Origin of the sequence: Hymenobacter guriensis, from assembly GCF_015773195.1 — a bacterium.
In the GTDB taxonomy this organism is placed as follows: Bacteria; Bacteroidota; Bacteroidia; order Cytophagales; family Hymenobacteraceae; genus Hymenobacter; species Hymenobacter guriensis.
The window spans coordinates 19,235-40,616 of the sequence record NZ_JADWYK010000022.1; the positions used below are offsets into that span (position 1 = coordinate 19,235).

Consider the following 21,382-nt stretch of genomic DNA (forward strand, 5'->3'; position numbering starts at 1 on the left):
AAATAACCTACACATCCGACCCTTCTCGTTACTCATGCCCACCGACCTCCGCCTTTTCGGTATCCGCCACCACGGGCCCGGCAGCGCCGCCAGCCTCGTGCACGCCCTCGACGCCTACCAACCCGATATGTTGCTGCTGGAGTGCCCCGCCGATGCGGAAGCCGCGCTGGCGGCGGCCACGCACCCCGAGATGGTGCCGCCCGTGGCCCTGCTCGTGTACAACCCCAAACAGCACCAGCAGGCCTCGTTTCTGCCTTTCGCCGAGTTTTCGCCCGAATGGCAGGCCATCCAGTGGTGCCACCGCCACGGCGCCCACCTCCGCTGCTTCGATTTGCCGGCGAGTATGCGCTTCGCCCAAGAGCCCGCAGAAAGTCAGGAGGTGCTACCGAGTAGTGAGCCGGCCGAAGCCGATTTGGCTATTGACGCACCCAAGCCCGAACGCGAAAGCGAAACAACTGTACTGCCGGAAGCAGACACGCCCCCACTGCCTTCTCCCAAAACCGACCCCATTTCCTACCTGGCCGAGCTGAATGGCTACACGGACGGGGAGCGGTGGTGGGAGCTACGCCTGGAGCACGCCCCCGGCCATGCCGATACCTTCGCGGTGGTGCTGGACATGATGACGGCCCTGCGCGAAGAGCTGGACTTGCCCGAAACCGAGGAAACACTGCTCCGCGAGGCCTTTATGCGCGAAACCCTGCGCACCACCCTGCAACAGGGCTACCAGCGCGTGGCGGTGGTGTGCGGGGCCTGGCACGCGCCGGTACTACGGCCCGAGCTGCTCAAAAAGGAAGACAAAGCCCGCCTCAAGGGCCTGAAGAAAGTGCCCACCGCCGCCACCTGGATTCCGTGGACGTTCGAGCGGCTGTCCTATGCCTCGGGCTACGGGGCCGGGATTTTGTCGCCGGCCTGGTACGAGCTGCTGTTCACCGTGCCCCGGGCCGAGGTCGTCACGCACTGGATGGTGCGCGCCGCCCGCCTGCTGCGCACCCGCGACCTGGACGCCTCCGCCGCCCACGCCATTGAGGGTGTGCGCCTGGCCGAAACCCTGGCCGTCGTGCGCGGGCGGGAGCTGCCGGGCATTGAGGAGCTGCAGGAAGCCGCCGTGGCCATTCTGGGCGGGGGCTACGCCGAGGCGCTGGACCTGGTGCAGCGGGAGCTGGTGATTGGGGAGCGGCTGGGCGCGGTGCCCCCCGAGCAGCCCGCCACACCCCTGCAGCAGGATCTGCAGCTGCAGCAGAAAGTTACCCGCCTCAAGCCCGAAGCCACCGCCAAAACCCTCGACCTGGATTTGCGCAAGGAGTTGGACCTCAGCCGCAGTCACCTGCTGCACCGCCTGCGCCTGCTGGGCATCCGGTGGGGCGAGCCGCGCCGGGCCCAGGGCAAGGCGGGTACCTTCCACGAGCTGTGGGAGCTACAGTGGCAGCCCGAATACGCCCTCAATGTGCTGGATGCGGGACGCCTGGGCAATACTATATTGGCCGCGTCCGCCGCCAAAGCTGCCGCCCGCGCCGCCGAAGCCTCCGACCTGGAAGCGGTAAGTCACTTGCTGGAAGAAGCCTTACAGGCCGACCTGGGTCCGGCCATCGGGACGTTGGTGGCGCGGCTGGAAACCCTTTCCGCCGGCACCCGCGACGTGACGCACCTGCTGGCGGCCCTGCCCCCGCTAGTAAACGTGCTGCGCTACGGCAACGTGCGCCGCACCGAAACCGCCCAGGTAGCCACCGTAGTACATCATCTGGTACCGCGCCTGTGCATCGGGCTGCCCCAGGCCTGCACCGGCCTCGACTACGACGCGGCCCGCCAGCTGCTGCCCCGCATCGAAGGCACCCACCAGGCCATCCGGCTTTTGCAGGACGAAGCCCAGGAAGCTGATTGGTACGATGCCCTGGCCGTGGTCCTGCGCAATCCGGCTTCGTCGGGGTTGCTGGCCGGGGCGGCGGGACGACTGTTGTTTGATGCCCACCAGCTGGCGCCGGAAGCCGCGGCCACGGCCCTCGGCCTGGCCCTGGCTCCGGCTCAGCCCACCGACTACGCCACGGCCTGGATTGAGGGTTTCCTCAGCGGCAGCGGGCTGCTGTTGCTCCACCACCGACCCCTGTTCGACCTGCTCAACGACTGGCTTGGGGACCTGCCCGAAGACACCTTCCGCGAAATCGTGCCCCTGCTGCGCCGCGCCTTCACCGACTTCAGCCTACCCGAGCGCCGCCAACTCCTGGATCTTTCCCGCCAGGGCCACCAGCCGGTAGCCGTAGCCGGAGAAGAGGAATTCGACCTGGAGCGCGGCTTGAGGGTGCTGCTGGGGCTGCGGGCGTTGCTGGGAATGGCAGTGTAGAACGCCTGAGGTGAGTTTGCAGACGGGAAAACCCGCTAATGAAAGCTCTTGTCACAACGGGGTTGGGCTAAGCTAAGCGCCCGAGCGTTGCCAGCTTTCACTCATTGCAAAGTATCCACATTAGATAACCCGATAACGATATCCGAAACGACAACCAAGTGTAATATGGACAAGCCCTTTGTGCTGGAGCAAACGTACGACGCCCCAATTGAAAAAGTCTGGCGAGCATTGACTACTCCTGACCAGCTAAGAGCATGGTATTTCCCTCAGCTAAAGAAATTTGAACCAGTGGCTGGCTTCGAGTTTGAGTTTTTTGATGATGGCTCTCCTTATCAAAAGGAATGGCAGGTTACACACGTCGTAGATGGAAGCAAGTTAGCCCACAGCTGGGGGTACAAAGGCTACCGCGGCATCTCCGAAGTAACCTTTGAATTGGTTGAGCAGGGAATGAAGACCAAGCTACTCCTGACCCATACCGGCCTGGCAAGTTTCCCAGCTGACCCGCATTTTGCCAGGCACCGATTCGAAAATGGCTGGCAGCAAATCCTGACCAGCAATCTAAAAACCCATCTTGAACTTCGTTAATGAGCTGTCTTTCTTAAGGGCCGTGAAGTCTGGTGGGCGTTTAAGTGCCTTTTGTGCCCCGCCTGTCTATCGGCACTCTTTGCCGGTTGCCCTCTGAATAATCCTCTAGCAATAAAGCCCAGCTATTGCGTGGAGGGCACAGCATTACATCGGTATGAGAAACTCCGGTGCCAGTGAAAAGTACGCCCTCAGCCGCCGCTAACTACCTTGCCGGCTCTTACTCTTCGTCTCACCTATGCCTACTACTTACCCTTTCCAGGTTGCTGATTTAGCGGAGCGGGCCGAGCCCGGCCGCCAGGAGCGCATTTTGGTGAATCTCTCCAACATGGAGGATTACTACAACGTGTTCGAGAAATACGGCTTCAGCGGCAGCGGGGCCAGTTGGGCCGAGCACATCGAAACTATTCTGGAGGAACACGCGCCAGCCCTACTGGAGCACGTGGAACTGGCTGGTGAGGGCGAAATTTTTCTAGCTTTCACTGATGGACCCGCCGCCACCGAGCAGTTCCTGGCCCTAATTCGGCCCATATTCAGTGACCTGGGCAGCCTCAACAAATACCTCAGCCAAGCCGATCCGGACGACTTTTTCGAGTAGAACCCTATCCTATGAAACCCGCTACCGACAACGCCACCCGCTGGAAGCTCGTGCTGGGCTCCGAGGCCGATGCGCAAAACCAGCTTGCCTTCGATGCCGACTACAAGGGCATGGACGACGTGCTAACCTCGCTCTACGACCAGTCGGAGCGCAAAGCCGGACTGGGTGGTTCCGCGCCCCGCGTGAGCCGCTGGCTGGGCGACATCCGCGCTTATTTCCCCTCGGAAGTGGTGGCCGTGATGCAGCGCGATGCTATGGACCGCCTGGGCCTGCACCAGCTGCTGATGGAGCCCGAAATCCTGCGCACCGTGCAGGCCGACGTACACTTGGTGGGCACGCTCATGTCCCTGAGCCGGGTAATGCCGCAGAAGGTGAAGCACACGGCCCGCGAGGTAGTGGGCAAGGTGGTGAAAGAGCTGGAGCAGAAACTCTCGAACCCGCTGCGGCAGGCGGTGCAGGGTGCCCTGAGCCGGGCCGTGCGCAACCCTCGCCCCCGCTACCGCGAAATCGACTGGGCGGCCACTATCCGCGTTAACCTCAAGCACTACCAGCCCGAGCAGCGCACCATCATCCCGGAGCGGCTGGTAGGGTTCGGACGGCGCGGCCAGGCCCTAAAGGAAATCGTGCTGTGCGTGGACCAAAGCGGGTCCATGGCTTCATCGGTGGTGTATGCGGGCGTATTTGGAGCGGTACTGGCCTCCATTAAAGCCGTAAAAACGCACATGGTGGTCTTTGATACCAGCGTAGTGAACCTGAGCGAGGACTTGCAGGACCCAGTAGATTTGCTGTTCGGGGTACAGTTGGGCGGCGGCACCGACATTAACCTGGCCCTGGGCTACTGCCAGCAACTCATCATCCGCCCCACCGATACCATTCTGGTGCTCATCAGCGACCTGTACGAAGGTGGCAACGAACGAGAAATGATTAAGAAAGCCGCTGCCCTGCGCGCCGCCGGCGTGACGGTAGTGGCCCTGTTGGCTCTAGCCGACGACGGAGCACCTTCCTTCGACCGGCGCGTGGCCGAGCAGTTTGCGGCGCTGGATATTCCCTCCTTCGCGTGCACACCGGGCCAGTTTCCGGGGCTGATGGCGGCGGCCATTCAGGGGCAGAAGCTGCAGGTGTAGCTACACCGTGCGGGACTTTTCCGGGAGTTGGCGGTTGTAAGAAGTCTGGGCCGGTTTCACGACGAATTCGGCCGGGCTTCTCTTCTAATCTATTACCGAATGAGCAACGCAACCACCCCCGCCAAAACCTTCACCTTGGGCGGCGACCTGACTGTTAACCGCATGGGCTATGGCGCCATGCGCATCACCGGCGACGGTATCTGGGGTCCGCCCCAGGACCACGCCGAATCCATCCGCGTGCTCCGGCGCGCCCTGGAGCTGGGCATCAACTTCATTGACACTGCCGACAGCTACGGCCCCCACGTATCGGAGGAGCTGATTGCCGAGGCCCTGCACCCCTATCCGGCCGGACTCGTCATTGGCACCAAGGGCGGGCTACTGCGCACCGGCCCCAACCAGTGGCCCATTGATGCCAGCCCCAAGCACCTGCGCGAGGCCCTCGAAGGCAGCCTGAAACGCCTGAAGCTGGAACAGATTGACCTCTACCAGCTTCACCGCGTTGACCCGAACGTGCCGTTTGAGCAGACCCTGGAATTTCTGCAACAGGCGCAGCAACAAGGCAAAATCAAGCACATCGGCCTCTCGGAGGTGACCGTGGAGCAGATTCAGCAGGCGCAGCAGTACGTGAAAGTGGTGTCGGTGCAGAACATGTACAGCGTGGACAACCGCAAGTGGGAAGATGAGCTGACGTACTGCGAGCAGAACGATCTGGCTTTCATTCCGTGGTACCCGCTGGCGGGCGGCAACCAGGAGGCCCTGAGCAAGCTCACCGAAATCGGTCAGCGGCACCAGGCCAGCACCCAGCAGGTAGCCCTGGCCTGGCTGCTGCACCGCTCCCCCAACATCCTGCTCATTCCGGGCACCTCCAGGGTGAAGCACCTGGAAGAAAACGTGCAGGCCGCATCCATTGAGCTTTCCGCCGAGGATATGGCCGCGCTGGATAAGCTGGGCGGCGAGTAAATGGCCTCCATATTCCTAGAAGAACGTCATTCCGAGCGCAGCCCAGTAATCTTGCGTGCTGACGTTGGATTACTATTGCAACGTTAGCACGTAAGATTCCTCGAATTTGCGCGGAATAACGTTCAACGATTATTATCACCAATCAACTGCGCAACCATATGCCCCAGCAACCCCACCTGCAACGCTTCCTCGACGCCCAGCAGCGCGACTACGCTACGGCCCTGGCCGAAATCCGGTCGGGGCGCAAGAGCAGCCACTGGATGTGGTACATTTTCCCGCAGATACAAGGGCTGGGCTACAGCGAAACGGCCCGCTTCTACGCTATCCAAAGCCGGCAGGAAGCTGAGGCGTATTTGCAGCACCCGGTGCTCGGCCCGTGCCTGGTGGAAATCAGCGAAGCACTGCTGAAGCTGGAAAGCAGCGATGCCACCCGTATTATGGGCACCCCGGACGATGCGAAGCTTAAGTCGTCGATGACGCTGTTTGCCACACTGGAAGGCTCCAACCCCGTTTTCCAGCGGGTGCTGGATAAGTTTTTCGGTGGAGCCCAGGACGCCAAAACGCTGCAGATTCTGCGGCAGAACCCGTAGCGAAATGCCAAAACACCTGTCACTCCGAACGCAGTGAGGAATCTGGAGCAGCCTTCTATGGTTTAACTCAGATTCCTCACTGCGTTCGGAATGACATCTTTAGGGCTTCAGTACTGTCTCAATCCGCGCCAGCTCCTCCGGGCTAAAGCGAATGTTTTCCAGGCAGCGCAGGGAATCGGTGAGTTGCTCGGGCTTGCTGGCCCCGATGAGTACGGAGGTAATCCGCTCGTCGCGCAGGATCCAAGCCAGGGCCATCTGGGCCAGGCTCTGGCCGCGTTCCTGGGCGAGGTCGTTGAGTTGGCGGATTTGGGTGAGGCGCGCTTCGGTCAGCTGGTTTTCGGTGAGGAAGCCCACGCCCTTGGCCACGCGCGAATCCTCAGGGATGCCGTGCAAGTATTTGTTGGTGAGCAGGCCCTGGGCCAGGGGCGAAAATGGGATGCAGCCCACGCCTTCCTCGCCCAGCAAATCCAGCAGGCCATCTTCCACCCAGCGCTCAAACATGGAGTACTTGGGCTGATGAATCAGGCAGGGCGTACCCAGCTCCCGCAGAATACGGATGGCCTCGGCGGCCTCGGCGGGCTGGTAGTTGCTGATACCCACGTACAGGGCCTTACCCTGGCGCACCACGTGGTCGAGGGCACCCATAGTTTCTTCCAGGGGCGTGTCGGGGTCGGGACGGTGCGAGTAGAAGATATCCACGTAGTCCAGCTTCATCCGCTTGAGGCTCTGGTCTAGGCTCGAAATGAGGTATTTGCGGGAGCCCCACTCCCCGTAGGGACCTTCCCACATGTGGTAGCCGGCCTTGGTGGAAATAATCAGCTCGTCGCGGTAGCCGCGGAAGTCTTCCTTCAGGATGCGGCCAAAGTTGGTTTCGGCCGAGCCGGGCGGCGGGCCGTAGTTGTTGGCCAGGTCGAAGTGGGTGACGCCGCTGTCGAAGGCCCGGTGCAGGATGGCGCGGAAGTTCTGGAGCACGTCCACGTCGCCGAAGTTGTGCCAGAGGCCGAGCGACACGGCGGGCAGTTTCAGGCCGCTGCGGCCAATGCGGCGGTAAGGCATATCGGCGTAGCGGCCGGGGCTGGGTTGGTAGGGCATGGTTGCGGATTTAAGTAGCTTGGGCCGGCAAGTACGCAGGAACCCGCAAAAAGTAAGCGCCGCGACGGCCGATTTTTCCGCCAGCAGCCCTACATTCTCGGCCCTTTGCCCGGTATGAAGTCCCCGACTTTACAAGCCCCACATGAGCAACCTGATTCCTACCTACCGGCTGCAGAGCTTTTCCCGCCCCGAAGAAGAGCCGGCGGAGGTGTTTTTCATGGACGAGCATAGCCACACCACGGGGCCACCCCTGGGCGTGCCGTACCGGGGCAACTACTACAAAATCGGTATTTGCCTGCGCGGTACGGCCGAGCTAAAGGCCAACCTGGAAACCTACCACATCGAGCCCGGCAGCCTGATGCTCATCACGCCCCACATCATCAAGGAGTGGACGGCCTTCTCGGCGGACCACGACAGCCTGTCGGTTTTTTTTACCCCCGAGTTCATTACCACCCGCAACCACATTCCCGTCGACAACTTCCAGTTTCTGGAAAATGCCACGCGGCACGTGCTGGCGTTGGCTCCAGCCGAGGCTGCAAGCATTACGGCCTCGCTGCGCCTGCTGCAACAGAAATTCGACGCGCCTCAGCCCTACCGCAACCAGGTTATTAAAAACCTGATCAACAGCCTGCTCTACGAAGTGGTGGGCGTCTACGACCAGCAAAGCGCGGCGCTCCAGGCTTCCCAGACCCGCAGCCAGCAACTCACCGCCGAATTCAAGCACCTGGTAAACGCGCACTGCACCACCGAGCGGAGCGTGCAGTTCTACGCCGGCCGCCTGTGCATCACGCCCAAGCACCTGACCGAAAGCGTGAAGCAAACCACGGGCAAAACCGCCGGCGAGTGGATTGAGGAGGCTGTGATGCTGGAAGCCAAGGCCCTGCTGCAACACGGGCAGCTCTCCGTGGCCCAGGTAGCCGATCTGCTGCATTTCACCGACCAATCAGCCTTCAGCCGGTTTTTCCGCAACAGCCTCGGCCTCTCGCCCACGGCGTACAAGCAGGCGGGATAGGTTTTTGAGAAGAGAACCGCATGCTGAGCTTGTCGAAGTATCTCTACCTCTGGCTAACTCAATCGTGCAAACGAAGCGGTAGAGATGCTTCGGCTTCGCTCAGCATGACGTTCTATGCTGTAGACATTGCTGCTTACTCTTACCGAGCCTCTCTTCCCGACTTTTTGCCCAACCTTCCCGCCCTTTCGCTCTGGTAGTGCGCCTGAAGGCGGGCCACCTTTGCAGCACCTGCTTCCGGCCGGATCTGGAGTCGCTAATTCCGGCAACTACCGGCCGGCGCGGGCAGTGTTTCTCTTTCCTATTTCCCTTTTCGTATGATTCTGATAACGGGTGCTACCGGCCACATTGGGTCGGCGGTGATTGAACGGCTGCTGCAACTAACCGCCCCCGGGCAGGTGGCCGGCCTGGTGCGCGACGAGGCCAAAGCCGCCGGCCTGAAGGCGCAAGGCGTGCAAATCCGGGTGGGCGACTACAACGACCCCGCCTCCCTCGACCAGGCTATGCAGGGCGTCACCAAGGTATTGCTGGTCTCGGGCGGTGGCGACGATGATGGCCTGCAGCAGCACTACAACGTAGTGGATGCCGCCAAGAAAGCCGGCGTTGGGTGCCTGGCCTACACCAGCCGGGCCCTGAAAAATCCTGATACGCTGGTCAACCAACTGATGGTGCGCCACTTCCAGACGGAGGACTATATCCGGGCCAGTGGGGTGCCCTACATCCTGTTCCGCAACATTCTGTATATGGACACGCTGCCGCAGTTTGTGGGGCCGCAGGTGTTTGAGAAAGGCATCCGGCTGCCCGCCGGCCAGGGCCGCGTGTCGTTTGCCCTCCGTCGCGACATGGGCGAGGCCATTGCCAACGTGCTGGCCGACAGCCGCTGCGACAACCGCATCTTCACGTTCACCGGCGACGCAACCTACTCCTTTGCCGATGTGGCCGTGGCGCTGAGTGAGTTATCCGGCCGGCCGGTGGAGTACCACGCCATCGGGCAGGAAGCCTTTGCGGCCCGCCTGCAAGCGCAGGGTCTGCCCGTCGGAGCCATCCAGCGCATCAACGGCTTTCTTACCGACATCAAGAACAGTCAGGAAGACACCATCAGCTCCGATTTGTCGGACTGGCTGGGGCGCCCACCTACCCCGCTCAAGAAAGGACTCAAAACCATCTTCAAGCTGTAGAATCTATAGGCAGAAGCACCAAAGCCCGGCAGCAGTGCCGGGCTTTGGTGGGTTTGGCCAGCGGCTGAATTGACCGATAACCCCCATATTGGCGCCTGGTTCTGCTGGTCGTTTTCCGCAAAGCCTTTCCAAACTCCCAGGCTGTACTATGACTTCGCAAATCCGCTCCCTGCGGCCTTTCATCGGCTCCCGTGACTTTGCCGTTTCGCGCCGCTTCTATCGCGCCTTCGGCTTCACCGAAACGGTGCTGTCGCCGGCCATGTCCTTGTTTACGTTGGGAGGTGTGAGCTTTTACCTGCAGGACTACTACGTGGCAGACTGGGTTGACAACACCATGCTGTTTCTGGAGGTCGAGGATGTGGAACAGTACTGGCAGGAGCTAAGGGCGCTGGATTTGCCCGGCCAGTTCGCGGGGGTGCGGGTGGTGCCCATCCGGCACGAAACCTGGGGCAAGGAGGGTTTTGTGTACGACCCTGCCGGCATCCTTTGGCACATCGGCGAGTTCACTCAAAGCGCGTAAGTCTCACTTTCTTCTCTTCAGCCTACTCTCCCATGACCGCGCAAGACATCATCCGCCAGCTGCATTTGGCGCCCCACCCCGAAGGCGGCTACTACCGGGAAACCTACCGTTCGGCCCAAACCCTGGAAACAGCGGATGGCCAAACCCGCCACGTCAGCACGGCCATCTACTACCTGCTCGAAAACGAAGACAAGTCGCACTTTCACCGCATCAAGTCCGATGAGCTGTGGTTTTTTCACCAGGGACAGGCACTGGAAATCATTCTGCTCACCGATGGCCAACCCACCCGCATCGTACTTGGTAGCAACTTCGCAAACGGTGAATTGCCCCAGGCTGTCATTCCGGCCAATACCTGGTTTGCGGCCCACCTGCCGCAGCGTACAAGCTACGCGCTGGTCAGCTGCGCTGTGGCTCCCGGCTTCGACTTCGTTGACTTCGAGCTGGCGGAGCGGGCGGCGCTGACTCATGAGTTTCCGCAGTGGCCGGAGCTGGTGGAGCAGTTTACGTGAGCCAGTCGAACACAACTAAACTGCTGATAGAGCAAACTCCCTGCTCTATCAGCGGCTTGAGGAATATTTCTTATACTTTGGAATAGATGATAACTGACAATGCTAAATGCTAGACGAAGCAGAAAATACCGACAGTCCTTTTAACGAGAAATTCTGCGTTCATCTCGAGTACCACTTGGGAGAAACGTTTGCGAATTCCAGCCGAGAAGATGTAAGAGGATTCTGGTGTGACGGAGTTTCCTGGGAGCCATACTCCAGTAGTCAGCTTAGCAAAAAGAGTGTAAATGATACCAGACGAATTATAACCACCGCCTGGCTTGGTAAAGATGGACAGGACACATACGAAATGACTATCAAGTTCGGCAAATACTCGTTAAGGAGATACGCTAGAAGCTCACCTATAACTGATTGTATACCAAGCAAGGACTCTATGGATTGGATAGATATTGACACGACAAATAAGAAGATTGTGGTAAAACTTCAATAGCTTTCTGTAAATCAATCATAAAGCTATTTCTCGTACTATACCGACACGCCTACTCTCATCGTCTGTGCAGTACAAAACAAGGCTGTCAGGCAAATAGATAGTGGGGAGCATTGCCTTATTGGCTTGTATTGCCTGTGCTGCTCTTCAGGCAGCACAGGCGCGCTGCCGTTGCACTTCAGCCCGTACCCAGTTAACGACGGCCAGCCGCTGCGCGGGAGTAAAGCGGCTGAAATACAGGCGACGGGCCTGGTTCCTGGTCGTGAGAAAGTCCACGATTTCCTTGAGCGAAAGTTCCGCCTTCTGCTGGTGCAGATACTGCGCATGAGCGGCGCGGGTCAGCAGTAGTACCGCCTCTTCGCCCGCCTCCATATCGTTGAGCGAGCAGCTGAGCCCGTACCACTCTGCCAGCGGAATAACCTGGTGCTCGATAAGCTGATCGGTGGCGTGGGCCGCCTCTACATAGGCCACGGCAGTCGGGCTGAACACCAGGCCGTAGCGCCGATGGTAATCCAGCCACATCCGCCGGGCCTGGCTGCCCATAATGACCAGAAAAACCAGCGCAATGAACGCTAGGACGGCATATGCAAAGGCCGCCGGCACCATCATGGGCCGGGCCACCAGAAAAAACAGACCAAGCGCGCCGCCAAAAAAAACCAGAACTACCAGCCAGCTCAGCACCTGCCGGCCAGCCAGCTCATTGCGCCAGCGGATGGTTGTGAGGCCAGCCTGGGTACTATGCTCCACCTGCGGGGGCAGCTGCGGTGGGGGTAGCGCGGCCACCCCAAGCTCGGCCGCGGCTACGGCGGCTACCAGCTGGCGCAGCTGCGCTTCGGCTAATTCCGGGGTATTTTCCCGCGTGAGGTACCAGCGGCCGCCGTCGTGGAACTGCATGACCACGTGGTAAGTGTAGCTTGTCCAGGTATAAGTGCTGTTGGAGGAAGAGTGAGTTTCGGCATGGGTATGTACCCGCAAATCCGCAATATCAGCGTAGGCGAGGCAGACTTCCGCCGGCTCGCCCTCCCGGGCGCGCACCCGCACTGCCCCCAGCCGTCGGTCGAATACCAGCGCCGCCAGGGCCGGGCGCTGCTTAACGCTCAGGAAAATGCCCAGCAGCAGAAAGCCCAAGCCAACGTACGCCAGTGTACCGGCAATCAGGGTATCGGCATCAAGCGTACCACCACGCCGGGCGAACAGCAGGCCGCCGCCTATCAGCACCGCCAGCAGGCCGAAACCGCTGAATAGCCCGCGCACGCAGCCCGTCTTTACAGGAACCGGCAGCAGCAGAAGCTCGTCGGTTGTTTCGGCAGCAATACGGTACGGCATGATCAGAACGGCTGGAGGTGCGCCCTAAACTACGGGCTTTGCGAGGTACGTTGACTAGCGCCGCCCCGCTGCAACGCCGTTGATAAGAAAGCACCTTTGTATTGGAAGTTGTTTTTAGCCCGCCGAAGACGCAGTAGAACGCCCTCCGCGCCCGCTGCGCAATCCTCGGCGTCCTAAGCGGGCTAAAGCTCGTCCACCGCGCCATTCCCAAATTCCTCCCGACCTTCGGCCACCTTTTCCCCGGTTTCGTTGTTATCAACGATTCGCAAAAGAACCCATCAGTTGGCTGAACAACCTACCTATACCGACCCTTACGCCATCGAGAAAGAGCTGCGCAAGGTGCAGGCCCTCATGAAGCTCGAGCAGCAGGAGGACCTCGAACAATTCAAAATCAAGAGCGCCCAGGCCACCATTGCCGAGCGCCAAAAGCGGGGACTCACCTGGTACCCGGTCAAAATCACCAAGGAAGACATTGGCTTCGGCGGCAAGCTCGTCATTGAGCTGGAGCGCTCCTCCGGTCAGGCCGGGCTGCACCTGTTTCAGGTGGGCAAAAACGCGGCGTTGTTCGGCAACATTCCAGGCCGCTCCGGCTCCGACCGCCCCACGCTCTCGGGCGTCATCACCAGCGTGAAGCGCAATAAAATCCTGCTGGCCACCACCAAGGAAGACCTGCCCGACTGGGTGGAGGAAGGCAAGCTGGGCGTGGACCTGACCTTCGACGAGGTGAGCTACCGCGAGATGGAGTATGCCCTGGGCAAAGTCATGGGCGCCTTCGACTCGCGCCTGGCCGAGCTGCGCGACGTGCTGCTGGGCGCCAAACCGGCCCGCTACAAGCCCGAAGCCGAAGCCCAGCTCTACTACCCTTCGCCCCTGAATGAAAGTCAGCTGGCCGCCGTGCGCCACGTGCTGGCGGCCCAGGATGTAGCCATTATCCACGGCCCGCCCGGCACCGGCAAAACCACCACGCTGGTGCAGGCCATCCTGGAAACCATCCGCCGCGAGCGGCGGGTGCTGGTGTGCGCCCCCAGCAACACGGCTGTGGACCTGCTCACTGAAAAGCTGGCCGAGCGCGGGGTGAATGTGATTCGGATGGGCAACCCTTCTCGCGTGTCGGACCTGCTGCTGGAGCACACGCTCGATGCCCAGATCATGGCGCACAAAAGCTACCCCGAACTGAAAAGCATGCGCCAGACGGCCGAGCAGTACCGCGAACAGGCCGCCAAGTTCAAGCGCCATTTCGGCTGGGAGGAGCGGGAGCAGCGCCGTATGCTGAAAGAACAGGCCCACCTCATGCTCCAGGATTCCGACAACCTGGAACGCTATATCACCGAGGATTTGCTGGAGAAGGTGCAGGTGATTACCTGCACGCTGGTGGGGGCCGGCAACCGTGCCATTCGCCACCTCACCTACGAAACTGTGTTTATCGACGAGGCAGCTCAGGCCTTGGAGCCGGGCTGCTGGATTCCCATCACGAAGGCGAACCGCGTAGTGCTGGCTGGCGACCATCAGCAGCTGCCACCCACCGTGAAAAGCGAGAAGGCCGCGGCCCAGGGGTTGCGCGAAACGCTGTTCGAGAAGTGCATCAAGCGCCAGCCCGACACGGCCCGCATGCTGGAGGTGCAGTACCGCATGCACGAGCAAATCATGGAGTTCAGCTCGGAGCAATTCTACGAAGGCCGGCTGAAGGCCGCGCCCACCGTGGCTCACGCCGACCTGCCCGCCTACGACCTGCGCTTTGCCCCCGACTTGGCCGTGGAGTTTCTGGACACGGCTGGCTTCGGCTTTCAGGAGCTGGGCATTGAGGAAAGCCGCTCCATTGCCAACCCCGAAGAAGCCGACCTGCTGTTGAAGCGCCTGTCGCAGCTGCTGGAAGTCTACGACCCGGCCGACCACACGGAGGATCTGCTCACTATCGGCGTCATTGCCCCCTACCGCGCCCAGATCAACTACCTTAAGGATGCCGTGGAAGACAACGACGAGCTGGTGGGCCTGATGGAGCACCGCATGCTTAGCATCGGCACCGTCGACTCGTTTCAGGGCCAGGAGCGTGACATCATTGCCATTACCCTCACCCGCTCGAACCCTCAGGGCGAAATCGGCTTCCTGAGCGACATTCGCCGCATGAACGTGGGCATGACGCGCGCCCGCCGCAAGCTCCTCATCGTCGGCGACTCGGCCACGCTGGGCGGCCACCCGTTCTATAAGGCCTTCCTCGATTACGTGGAAAGCATCGGGGCGTACCGCACGGCCTGGGAGCTGCAGTAAGCCGCTAGAAGCCATGTAATTTGCACCTGGCTCCGTGTTTTTCCGGATGTCTGCTATTAACCCTGAAAAGCCCCGTTCTCAGAAACGGGGCTTTTTTTTGTGCGTATCAGCCCTACCATCCTTCCAAAACCACCTTGTAGTATGAATAAGTACGCTATTGTCATTCACGGAGGCGCCGTTACCATGGACCCCAGCGAGCTACCCCCCGAGGAAGAAGCTGCCCAGCGCGAAGGACTCCATGATGCTCTGCAGGCCGGCTGGGAAGTGCTACACCGCGGGGGCTCGGCCCTGGAAGCCGTAGAAGCGGCCGTGAACAGCATGGAAAACAACGAGCACTTCAACGCCGGCCGGGGCAGCAGCCTCAACAAGCAGGGCGAGGTGCAGATGGATGCTTCCATCATGGACGGCAAAACGCTGAAAGCCGGCGCGGTAGAAGGTGTGCGCTACGTCAAAAACCCGGTGAGCCTGGCCCGCACGGTGATGGAGAAGTGCGAGCATGTGTACCTCTCCGGCGAGGGCGCCGTCGAGTTTGCCCTGCAGCACGGCCTCGCTATCGAAGCTGTGCACTACTTCATCACGGAAAAGGCCCAGCAGGAGTGGCTGGAAATCATGCAGGAAGAGGCAAAGGTGCCCCAGAAAGATACTGTGGGCGCCGTGGCCCTCGACCAAGACGGCAACCTGGCCGTGGCGACCAGCACGGGCGGCATTGAGGGCCAGCTGAAAGGTCGCGTGGGCGACAGTCCGGTGCTGGGGGCCGGCTCCTACGCCAGCAACGAAGCCTGCGCCGTGTCGGCCACCGGCGACGGCGAAGTTATTCTGCGCGGGGCCCTGGCTCACGAGGTGTACGCCTTGGTGAAGTACAAGGGCCTGCCCGTAAACGAAGCCTGCCGGGCCGCCATTGAGCTGCGCGACGAAGACCTGAAGGGCGACAAAGGCCTGATTGCCGTGGACAGAGAGGGCAACATTGCCCTGGAAACCAACACCAACATCATGCGCCGGGGCTACCGCGTGGGTGAGCAGGAGCCGTTCGTGGCCATCTGGAGCGACGAAGGGTAAACGGCGGATGCTGACTTGGTTTCAGCGCTGCTTACAACCACTTGTCTATGTGCCGGATGCTCACGAAACCGCGCCGCTGCACCGACTATTTCGGGCTATTTCCGTAACTAGCTAGCTGAAACCCAACCATCCATTTCTACCCCCGGGCGCCAGCGTCCACCCGCAGCATGGCTCAAATCAGCGAAAACAAAGTCGTTACCATCACCTACGACCTGAGCGTAACCGACGAGAATCAAGAGAAAGTATTGGTAGAATCGGCTGAGGCCGATGCGCCCATGGTCTTCCTGTTTGGCCAGAGTGGCCTGCCCGAGGAATTTGAGAACCAACTCAACGGCAAGCAGGCCGGCGACACGTTCACCTTCTCCCTTACCCCCGAGCAGGCCTACGGCGACTACGACCAGCAGGCCGTGGTGGAAATCCCCAAAAACGTCTTCGAAATCGACGGTCAGCTCGACAACGAGATGCTGCAGGTGGGCAACTTCCTCCCCATGGCCGACAACCAGGGCAACCACATGCAGGGCAAAATCGTGGAAATCACCGACGAGGTGGTGAAAATGGACTTCAACCATCCCCTGGCCGGCATGGTCATGCACTTCGACGGCAAGGTAGCCGCCGTGCGCGACGCCACCCGCGAGGAGCTCGACCACGGCCACGTGCACGGCGAAGGCGGGCACCACCATTAATAGCTCTGGATTAGCTATAAACCGAAAGCGGCGGGACCGGTGGTTCCGCCGCTTTTTTGGTCGCCGTTTATACTTCTGCTCGTGAAACGCCAGCTCGGCTTTGCAAGGGGCCTTATTCCACTTGGATTCAGCGGCCTCAATGCTGTTGATAATGCCCATGACCAATGCGCTGTTAGCGCATATATTCGGCTCCTGCGGTTTTTGCAGGCTTTGTAGGCCGCATCCAGGAAACCCTCCACCCCTCTGATTTCGCAGGGTGCCGCCTCCTTAGTATCGCCGGCAGCAGTACGCCTCTGCGAAATAGATTTATTGCCCGCACAGAAATATTTAACAGCGTCTCCCTTGCCGTGGGAAGCCATTTTACGATGGCCAAGTCATTATCACGCTCTAGGATATAAGAGTAGTGGTATTATTAAGCGGCTGGATTTTGCTCATCAGTAAGGGAATTATAGCATCGCCATCAGGTAGCCCTTGTTGGCGCCAGATTTCAACCCCCTGCTGCACCAGTACCATGGCCGGCAGCTCATCCGGCTGAAAGCTGCGCACCACGGCGGGGTGGCTGGTTTCCGGAATGCGCAACAGCCGGATTATAGAACCTAGCTTATGCTGCAAGGCATTGAGGTCAGCATTCAGTGCGTTCTGTGCCGTATGAGTCGTGCCCATAGTCACTGGCAGCAACACCAGCAGCACTGCCGCCTCAGCTGGCCCGGTAGAAGGGGAGGTGGGGGTTGTCATTGAGACATGAAACAAGCGTGGAGCTACAAACTTATGGCCCTACCCTTGCCGGAGGCATGATGCCCATCAGCTGGCTGGCTGACTTTTATCAGCTCCCCGGTATTGCTTTCAGGTATGCTCACCTGCTTATCTTAGAGGCAGCATTAGTGTTTAAATTCCTGTGCCCCTTCCATACCCTATGCTGCCCACCGCTCACGCCACTGCCCTGCTTGAAGTACTCTATGCCCGTGCGCCGGAGTTTGTGGGTATCTATGATCTGAGCGCGGGCTGGTTTACGCAGGTTAATCCGGTGGGCGTGAAGTTGCTGGGCTACCCATCGGAAAAGGCACTACTGGCCGTTCCGCTCCGCACGCTGCGCGTCCTCCCCTGGACCGAGGAGCAATGGCAGGACCTGTGCGAGCAAACCCGCCGCAACGGCCGCCACGAGTTGGAAGCAGAACTTCGGGGCTACGCCGGCAACTCGTTCTGGAGCCGTATTGAGCTCACGTACTTTGAAGCCGACGGGCAACCGTTCTTTCTGGTCCGCCTCGCCAAACAAAGTCGCCTGCAACAGACTGAGCGGGAGCTGGCCCATAGCGTACGGCGCTTCGAGGCGGTGTTTGCCAATGCCACCATCGGCATTATTGTGTGCGACCGGCCCGGCACTATTGTGTCAGCCAATGAGCTTTCCGGTAAGCTGTTTGGTTACGACGTGCAGGAGCTGGTGGGCCGCAGCATCGATGTGCTGGTGCCCAACGCGGCCGGCCGCAACCACCAAAAGCTACGCGAGTCCTTCAACGAGCGGCCCGCCGTGCGTGGCATGGGCCACAACCGCGACCTGCTGGGCCAGCGCAAGGACGGCTCCGTGTTTCCGGTGGAAGTCAGCCTGAGCTACTTTCACCTCGACCAGGAGCTCTACGTGGTGGCCTATGTGCTCGATATCACCTTTAAAAAGGTAGCTGAGAAGGAGCTCATTGCCCAGCGCCAGTACGTGGAGCGCCTCAACGCCGACCTGGAGCAGAAAGTGGCCGACCGCACCCACGCCCTGCTCAGCACCCTTGAGCAGCTGGAGCAGCGCGGCCAGGAGCTTACCCAGGCCCTGGCCGCAGAGCAGGAGTTGGGGGAGCTGAAGTCGCGCTTTGTGAGCATGGCCTCGCATGAGTTTCGCACCCCGCTCACGGCCGTGCTCACCTCGGCTACCCTCATCGAGAAATACCCCGCCTCCGAGCAGCAGGACAAGCGCCTGAAGCACCTGCAGCGTATTCGCGCCTCGGTAAATCACCTGAACGATATCCTGGAAGAGTTTCTGTCCGTGGGCCGCATCGAAGAAGGCCGCATTGTAGCCCACCCTACCGATCTGGACCTGGCGGCTCTGCTGCTGGAAACGGCCACCAGCGTGCAGGGCATGCTCAAGAACGGGCAGCGCATCGAGCAGCACCTGGCCTGCCCCGGCTCGGTACGCATAGATGCGTCGCTGCTGCGCAAAATCCTGGTGAACCTGCTCTCCAACGCCATCAAGTACTCGGGAGAGAATTCCGTTGTTTCGCTGCAGGCCGACTGCCGGCCCGGCCTGCTGACGTTGCGCGTGCAGGACCAGGGCGTGGGTATTTCCAAAGAAGACCAGGAACACTTATTCGAGCGGTTTTTCCGGGCACGCAACGCAGCCAACGTGCCGGGCACGGGCCTGGGCCTCTACATCATTGCCAAATACCTGGAGCTCATGCGCGGCACCATTTCCCTGCAGAGCGAGCTGAACGCGGGCACCACTGTGACCATTACCATTCCTTATGAAGACCACCATCCTGCTGATTGAGGACAACGAGCTGATTCGCGAAAACACCGCCGAGCTGCTGGAGCTGGCCGGCTACACCGTCTTGACCGCCGAAAACGGAAAAATAGGCGTGGAGCAGGCCCTGGCCACCAGGCCCGACCTGGTAGTGTGCGACATCATGATGCCGGTGCTCGACGGCTACGGGGTGCTGCAGATCTTTACTCAGAACCCGCAGCTCTCGGGCGTCCCTTTCATCTTCCTGACGGCCAAAACCGAACGCACGGACCTGCGCCGCGGCATGGAGCTGGGTGCCGACGACTACCTGACCAAGCCCTTCGACGAAGCCGAGCTGCTGAGCGCCATTACCGGGCGGCTCAACCGCTTCCGTCACCTCAAGGCAGAGTACGACCTGCAGGCCCCCAACGGGCTAAGTGAGTTTCTGGATGATGCCCGCGCCGTGGGCAACCTCCAAAGCCTCTCAGCCGATCGTAAAGTGCATAGCATCCGCAAAAAGCAGGATATCTACCTGGAAGGTGATGAGCCCACGCGGGTGTATTTCGTGAAGGCCGGCCGGGTGAAAACGCTTAAAGCCACGGCCGGCGGCAAGGAGCTGATAACGGGCCTTTACGGGCCCGGTGAGTTTTTCGGCTACCTGCCCTTGCTTGAGCAAACACCCCACAGCGACTCGGCCGTGGCCCTCGACGACTCAGAGCTGGTTTACATTCCGCGCGACGACTTTTCCCAGCTGCTGCGCAACCCGGCGGTGGGTCATCAGTTTATCCGGCTGCTGGCGGGCCGGGTAACCGAGCGGGAAGAGCAGCTGCTGGGCATGGCATACAACTCTATCCGGCGCCGCGTGGCCGATACGCTGCTGCGCATGCACGAGCAGGCCGCCACCGCGCCCGACGCGGCCATCTACCTCTCCCGCGACGACATGGCGGCCCTGGTCGGCACGGCCCCCGAGTCGCTGATTCGTACCCTGAGCGAGTTCAAAAACGACGGTCTGATTGAGCTGACCCCCAAAAACATTCGGGTACTGCAACCCGACAAGTTGCGCCGGGCACATTGGTAAGCCACTGATTTGAAAAGCTTTTCAGCAAAGCCGTCGAGCCCCGACGGCTTTTCCTGTATTAGGCCCAAGCAAGTCCTGGCTGCTTTTTGCACAGCCTGCTACTACTCAGCGGAGTTCGTGATTTTCGTCATGGGTAAGCTGGGGCAAATGCTCGTGCTTTAAGCCAGCAAACCGGGCCAGGCCCGTCCACCTCATCCCCATTCCTCATGTACCCACCTCTGAAAAGCGGTAGCCTGCTAAGCGGCGGCCATATCCCCGTCGGCGAGCAGAAAGCCCTGGTGTTGCTCGATAAAAGCGGCCAGAAAGTTATTTACAAGACCTTCCGCGCCGGCGAGGCTATGCCCACTCACAACGCGCCCGTCGATGTATTTGTGACGGTGCTGGCCGGCCGCCTTATCATTACGCAGGAAGACCAGCCCACTGAAGTTACGGCCGGTGACTACGTCATCCTATCCGCCGGGGCGCCCCACTCCCTGTCCTGCCTGGAAGAAGCCCGCATTCTGATTTTCCGGTAGAGGCTACTGCCACCAACAAGGGGCTGCCAACCTGGGTGTTGGCAGCCCCTTGTTGGTGGCAGTACTTATTTTCTACAGCAAGGACAGCGGGTCGCGCTTGCGCAGGCGATACTCAAACATCGTGGCAATATTCAGGGCCCGTACTTTGGCGGTATCGGCTACGGGGCCGGCGAAAAGCTCATCTACCGTTGCTTCGAAAAGCTGCAGCCAGCGGTTAAAGTGCGTGGCATCCACGGGCAGTGGCATATGCTTGGGGAAGGGTCGGCCGCTGTAGCGCGAGGTGCCCAGCAGCAGGCTGCTCCAGAAATCGTACATAATAGGCAGGTGCCGGGCCCAGTCGACGTGGGCAAAGCCGTTGAAGACCGGGCTAAGCAAATCGTCCTGGTTGACTTTCAGGTAAAACGCGTCAACCAGGCGCTGCACGTCGGCTTCGGTTTGAATATCGGGGCGGGAATCACTCATAGCAGAAACAAACAGGTATTATTCAGGCGGCCAGCTGCCCGGGGCGCTGGTTGAGGCCCTGTCCGCGGGCGGCCTGCAACGTCCAGCGAAACGCCAAAGCTCCTGTGAGCAGCAGGGTAACCAGCTTCACAACTTCCAGCCCAATATAAACCATGTGCAGGGAGCTGGGCGGGGCCGGGCGGCCGGCCAGCAGCGCCAGGGCCCGCACGTCGAGGGCCGGCAGCAGCCAGAAGGTCTGGAGCAGCAGAATACCGCTGAGCAAACCCAGCGCGCCCGCCAGGTGAGCCGGCACACGCACGTAAACTGCGCTGCCCACGGCCACGGCGGCCAGCAGCAGCTCCGCTTTATTCAGGGCGGCAAACACGATGCGGCCGATGCCCAGCCCCAGTGGCACAGTGATGTGGGGAGCGGTAAACTTAAGTGGGGCTTCGAGAAAGGAAATACCGCCAACCATACCGGCCCACACGAACAGGGCCAGTACCAGCAGCAACAAACCAGTGGCAAAGGAACGGGGCATAAAAACAGGCAAAAACGGCC

At 60.4% G+C, this 21,382-nt stretch carries 21 protein-coding genes; 16 read left to right on the forward strand and 5 right to left on the reverse strand.

The genetic code is table 11. The annotated features are described in order from the left end of the window. Positions 1-34 precede the first annotated feature (34 nt). The 6 genes from I5L79_RS22065 to I5L79_RS22090 all read left to right on the forward strand — a co-directional run bounded on the left by I5L79_RS22065 (position 35) and on the right by I5L79_RS22090 (position 6,189). Positions 35-2,335: a DUF5682 family protein gene (locus I5L79_RS22065; protein ID WP_196957263.1), complete on the forward strand. Its 2,301-nt coding sequence runs from the start codon at positions 35-37 to the stop codon at positions 2,333-2,335. 165 nt (positions 2,336-2,500) lie between these two features. Continuing rightward, positions 2,501-2,920, forward strand: a complete 420-nt coding sequence (locus I5L79_RS22070; RefSeq protein WP_196957264.1) for an SRPBCC family protein — start codon at positions 2,501-2,503, stop codon at positions 2,918-2,920. Positions 2,921-3,155: 235 nt separating this feature from the next. Continuing rightward, positions 3,156-3,515, forward strand: a complete 360-nt coding sequence (locus tag I5L79_RS22075; RefSeq protein WP_196957265.1) for an Imm51 family immunity protein — start codon at positions 3,156-3,158, stop codon at positions 3,513-3,515. Positions 3,516-3,526: 11 nt separating this feature from the next. Next, a complete protein-coding gene (locus I5L79_RS22080; protein ID WP_196957266.1) occupies positions 3,527-4,639 on the forward strand; it encodes a VWA domain-containing protein in 1,113 nt (370 codons plus the stop codon). Positions 4,640-4,738: 99 nt separating this feature from the next. Then, positions 4,739-5,599, forward strand: a complete 861-nt coding sequence (locus I5L79_RS22085) for an aldo/keto reductase (RefSeq protein WP_196957267.1) — start codon at positions 4,739-4,741, stop codon at positions 5,597-5,599. A gap of 158 nt (positions 5,600-5,757) precedes the next feature. Next, positions 5,758-6,189: a DUF1810 domain-containing protein gene (locus I5L79_RS22090; protein WP_196957268.1), complete on the forward strand. Its 432-nt coding sequence runs from the start codon at positions 5,758-5,760 to the stop codon at positions 6,187-6,189. Positions 6,190-6,288: 99 nt separating this feature from the next. On the opposite strand, the gene mgrA is transcribed toward I5L79_RS22090, so the two are convergent. Then, complete coding sequence (gene mgrA, locus I5L79_RS22095; protein WP_196957269.1) at positions 6,289-7,281, reverse strand: L-glyceraldehyde 3-phosphate reductase; 993 nt, start codon at positions 7,279-7,281, stop codon at positions 6,289-6,291. A 142-nt stretch (positions 7,282-7,423) separates the two neighbouring features. On the opposite strand from mgrA, the gene I5L79_RS22100 reads away from it, so the two are divergent. From I5L79_RS22100 to I5L79_RS22115, 4 genes are all read left to right on the forward strand, one after another. Next, positions 7,424-8,293 carry an AraC family transcriptional regulator gene (locus I5L79_RS22100; protein WP_196957270.1) on the forward strand — a complete coding sequence of 290 codons (870 nt, stop codon included), beginning with the start codon at positions 7,424-7,426 and terminating at the stop codon, positions 8,291-8,293. Positions 8,294-8,607: 314 nt separating this feature from the next. Next, positions 8,608-9,468, forward strand: a complete 861-nt coding sequence (locus I5L79_RS22105; protein ID WP_196957271.1) for an SDR family oxidoreductase — start codon at positions 8,608-8,610, stop codon at positions 9,466-9,468. Between the two features lie 148 nt (positions 9,469-9,616). Further along, positions 9,617-9,988 (forward strand): VOC family protein, encoded by a 372-nt coding sequence (locus I5L79_RS22110; protein WP_196957272.1) that lies wholly within the window; start codon positions 9,617-9,619, stop codon positions 9,986-9,988. 32 nt (positions 9,989-10,020) lie between these two features. Then, on the forward strand, positions 10,021-10,497 hold the full coding sequence (locus I5L79_RS22115) for a cupin domain-containing protein (RefSeq protein ID WP_196957273.1): 477 nt from the start codon (positions 10,021-10,023) through the stop codon (positions 10,495-10,497). A gap of 631 nt (positions 10,498-11,128) precedes the next feature. Here I5L79_RS22115 and I5L79_RS22120 read toward each other — a convergent pair. Next, entirely contained in the window at positions 11,129-12,307 is a 1,179-nt protein-coding gene (locus I5L79_RS22120) for a hypothetical protein (RefSeq protein ID WP_196957274.1), read from the reverse strand. A 282-nt stretch (positions 12,308-12,589) separates the two neighbouring features. Between I5L79_RS22120 and I5L79_RS22125 the strand changes: the two genes are divergently transcribed. The 3 genes from I5L79_RS22125 to I5L79_RS22135 all read left to right on the forward strand — a co-directional run bounded on the left by I5L79_RS22125 (position 12,590) and on the right by I5L79_RS22135 (position 16,311). After that, the gene (locus I5L79_RS22125) at positions 12,590-14,572 is read left to right on the forward strand and encodes an AAA domain-containing protein (protein ID WP_196957275.1); all 1,983 of its coding nucleotides are present in this window, start codon (positions 12,590-12,592) and stop codon (positions 14,570-14,572) included. Positions 14,573-14,713: 141 nt separating this feature from the next. Next, positions 14,714-15,628 (forward strand): isoaspartyl peptidase/L-asparaginase family protein, encoded by a 915-nt coding sequence (locus tag I5L79_RS22130; RefSeq protein WP_196957276.1) that lies wholly within the window; start codon positions 14,714-14,716, stop codon positions 15,626-15,628. Positions 15,629-15,795: 167 nt separating this feature from the next. Then, complete coding sequence (locus I5L79_RS22135) at positions 15,796-16,311, forward strand: FKBP-type peptidyl-prolyl cis-trans isomerase (RefSeq protein ID WP_196957277.1); 516 nt, start codon at positions 15,796-15,798, stop codon at positions 16,309-16,311. A gap of 387 nt (positions 16,312-16,698) precedes the next feature. On the opposite strand, the gene I5L79_RS22140 is transcribed toward I5L79_RS22135, so the two are convergent. After that, positions 16,699-17,046 carry a thioredoxin gene (locus I5L79_RS22140; RefSeq protein ID WP_196957278.1) on the reverse strand — a complete coding sequence of 116 codons (348 nt, stop codon included), beginning with the start codon at positions 17,044-17,046 and terminating at the stop codon, positions 16,699-16,701. Positions 17,047-17,224: 178 nt separating this feature from the next. Between I5L79_RS22140 and I5L79_RS22145 the strand changes: the two genes are divergently transcribed. The 3 genes from I5L79_RS22145 (at position 17,225) to I5L79_RS22155 (ending at position 20,383) form a co-directional block, all read left to right on the forward strand. Next, on the forward strand, positions 17,225-18,838 hold the full coding sequence (locus tag I5L79_RS22145; RefSeq protein ID WP_196957279.1) for a sensor histidine kinase: 1,614 nt from the start codon (positions 17,225-17,227) through the stop codon (positions 18,836-18,838). Next, positions 18,813-19,868, forward strand: coding sequence for a response regulator (locus I5L79_RS22150; RefSeq protein WP_196957280.1), 1,056 nt, complete (start codon positions 18,813-18,815; stop codon positions 19,866-19,868). The genes I5L79_RS22145 and I5L79_RS22150 overlap by 26 nt, the downstream gene beginning before the upstream one ends. Positions 19,869-20,074: 206 nt before the next feature. Next, complete coding sequence (locus tag I5L79_RS22155) at positions 20,075-20,383, forward strand: cupin domain-containing protein (RefSeq protein ID WP_196957281.1); 309 nt, start codon at positions 20,075-20,077, stop codon at positions 20,381-20,383. Between the two features lie 72 nt (positions 20,384-20,455). Here the strand turns inward: I5L79_RS22155 and I5L79_RS22160 are convergent, their stop codons facing one another. Further along, positions 20,456-20,845 carry a group III truncated hemoglobin gene (locus tag I5L79_RS22160; protein WP_196957282.1) on the reverse strand — a complete coding sequence of 130 codons (390 nt, stop codon included), beginning with the start codon at positions 20,843-20,845 and terminating at the stop codon, positions 20,456-20,458. A gap of 22 nt (positions 20,846-20,867) precedes the next feature. Beyond that, positions 20,868-21,362, reverse strand: coding sequence for a hypothetical protein (locus I5L79_RS22165; RefSeq protein ID WP_196957283.1), 495 nt, complete (start codon positions 21,360-21,362; stop codon positions 20,868-20,870). Positions 21,363-21,382 lie beyond the last annotated feature (20 nt).

Bases quoted from the DNA above. Each gene is read 5' to 3' on its own strand.
- I5L79_RS22145 (WP_196957279.1), top strand. From the start codon at position 17,225: ATGCTGCCCACCGCTCACGCCACTGCCCTGCTTGAAGTACTCTATGCC.
- I5L79_RS22070 (WP_196957264.1), top strand. From the start codon at position 2,501: ATGGACAAGCCCTTTGTGCTGGAGCAAACGTACGACGCCCCAATTGAA.
- I5L79_RS22105 (WP_196957271.1), top strand. From the start codon at position 8,608: ATGATTCTGATAACGGGTGCTACCGGCCACATTGGGTCGGCGGTGATT.
- I5L79_RS22090 (WP_196957268.1), top strand. From the start codon at position 5,758: ATGCCCCAGCAACCCCACCTGCAACGCTTCCTCGACGCCCAGCAGCGC.
- I5L79_RS22065 (WP_196957263.1), top strand. From the start codon at position 35: ATGCCCACCGACCTCCGCCTTTTCGGTATCCGCCACCACGGGCCCGGC.
- I5L79_RS22135 (WP_196957277.1), top strand. From the start codon at position 15,796: ATGGCTCAAATCAGCGAAAACAAAGTCGTTACCATCACCTACGACCTG.
- I5L79_RS22080 (WP_196957266.1), top strand. From the start codon at position 3,527: ATGAAACCCGCTACCGACAACGCCACCCGCTGGAAGCTCGTGCTGGGC.
- I5L79_RS22140 (WP_196957278.1), bottom strand. From the start codon at position 17,046: ATGACAACCCCCACCTCCCCTTCTACCGGGCCAGCTGAGGCGGCAGTG.
- I5L79_RS22115 (WP_196957273.1), top strand. From the start codon at position 10,021: ATGACCGCGCAAGACATCATCCGCCAGCTGCATTTGGCGCCCCACCCC.
- I5L79_RS22100 (WP_196957270.1), top strand. From the start codon at position 7,424: ATGAGCAACCTGATTCCTACCTACCGGCTGCAGAGCTTTTCCCGCCCC.
- I5L79_RS22150 (WP_196957280.1), top strand. From the start codon at position 18,813: ATGAAGACCACCATCCTGCTGATTGAGGACAACGAGCTGATTCGCGAA.
- I5L79_RS22130 (WP_196957276.1), top strand. From the start codon at position 14,714: ATGAATAAGTACGCTATTGTCATTCACGGAGGCGCCGTTACCATGGAC.
- I5L79_RS22085 (WP_196957267.1), top strand. From the start codon at position 4,739: ATGAGCAACGCAACCACCCCCGCCAAAACCTTCACCTTGGGCGGCGAC.
- I5L79_RS22160 (WP_196957282.1), bottom strand. From the start codon at position 20,845: ATGAGTGATTCCCGCCCCGATATTCAAACCGAAGCCGACGTGCAGCGC.
- I5L79_RS22155 (WP_196957281.1), top strand. From the start codon at position 20,075: ATGTACCCACCTCTGAAAAGCGGTAGCCTGCTAAGCGGCGGCCATATC.
- mgrA (WP_196957269.1), bottom strand. From the start codon at position 7,281: ATGCCCTACCAACCCAGCCCCGGCCGCTACGCCGATATGCCTTACCGC.
- I5L79_RS22110 (WP_196957272.1), top strand. From the start codon at position 9,617: ATGACTTCGCAAATCCGCTCCCTGCGGCCTTTCATCGGCTCCCGTGAC.
- I5L79_RS22075 (WP_196957265.1), top strand. From the start codon at position 3,156: ATGCCTACTACTTACCCTTTCCAGGTTGCTGATTTAGCGGAGCGGGCC.
- I5L79_RS22165 (WP_196957283.1), bottom strand. From the start codon at position 21,362: ATGCCCCGTTCCTTTGCCACTGGTTTGTTGCTGCTGGTACTGGCCCTG.
- I5L79_RS22120 (WP_196957274.1), bottom strand. From the start codon at position 12,307: ATGCCGTACCGTATTGCTGCCGAAACAACCGACGAGCTTCTGCTGCTG.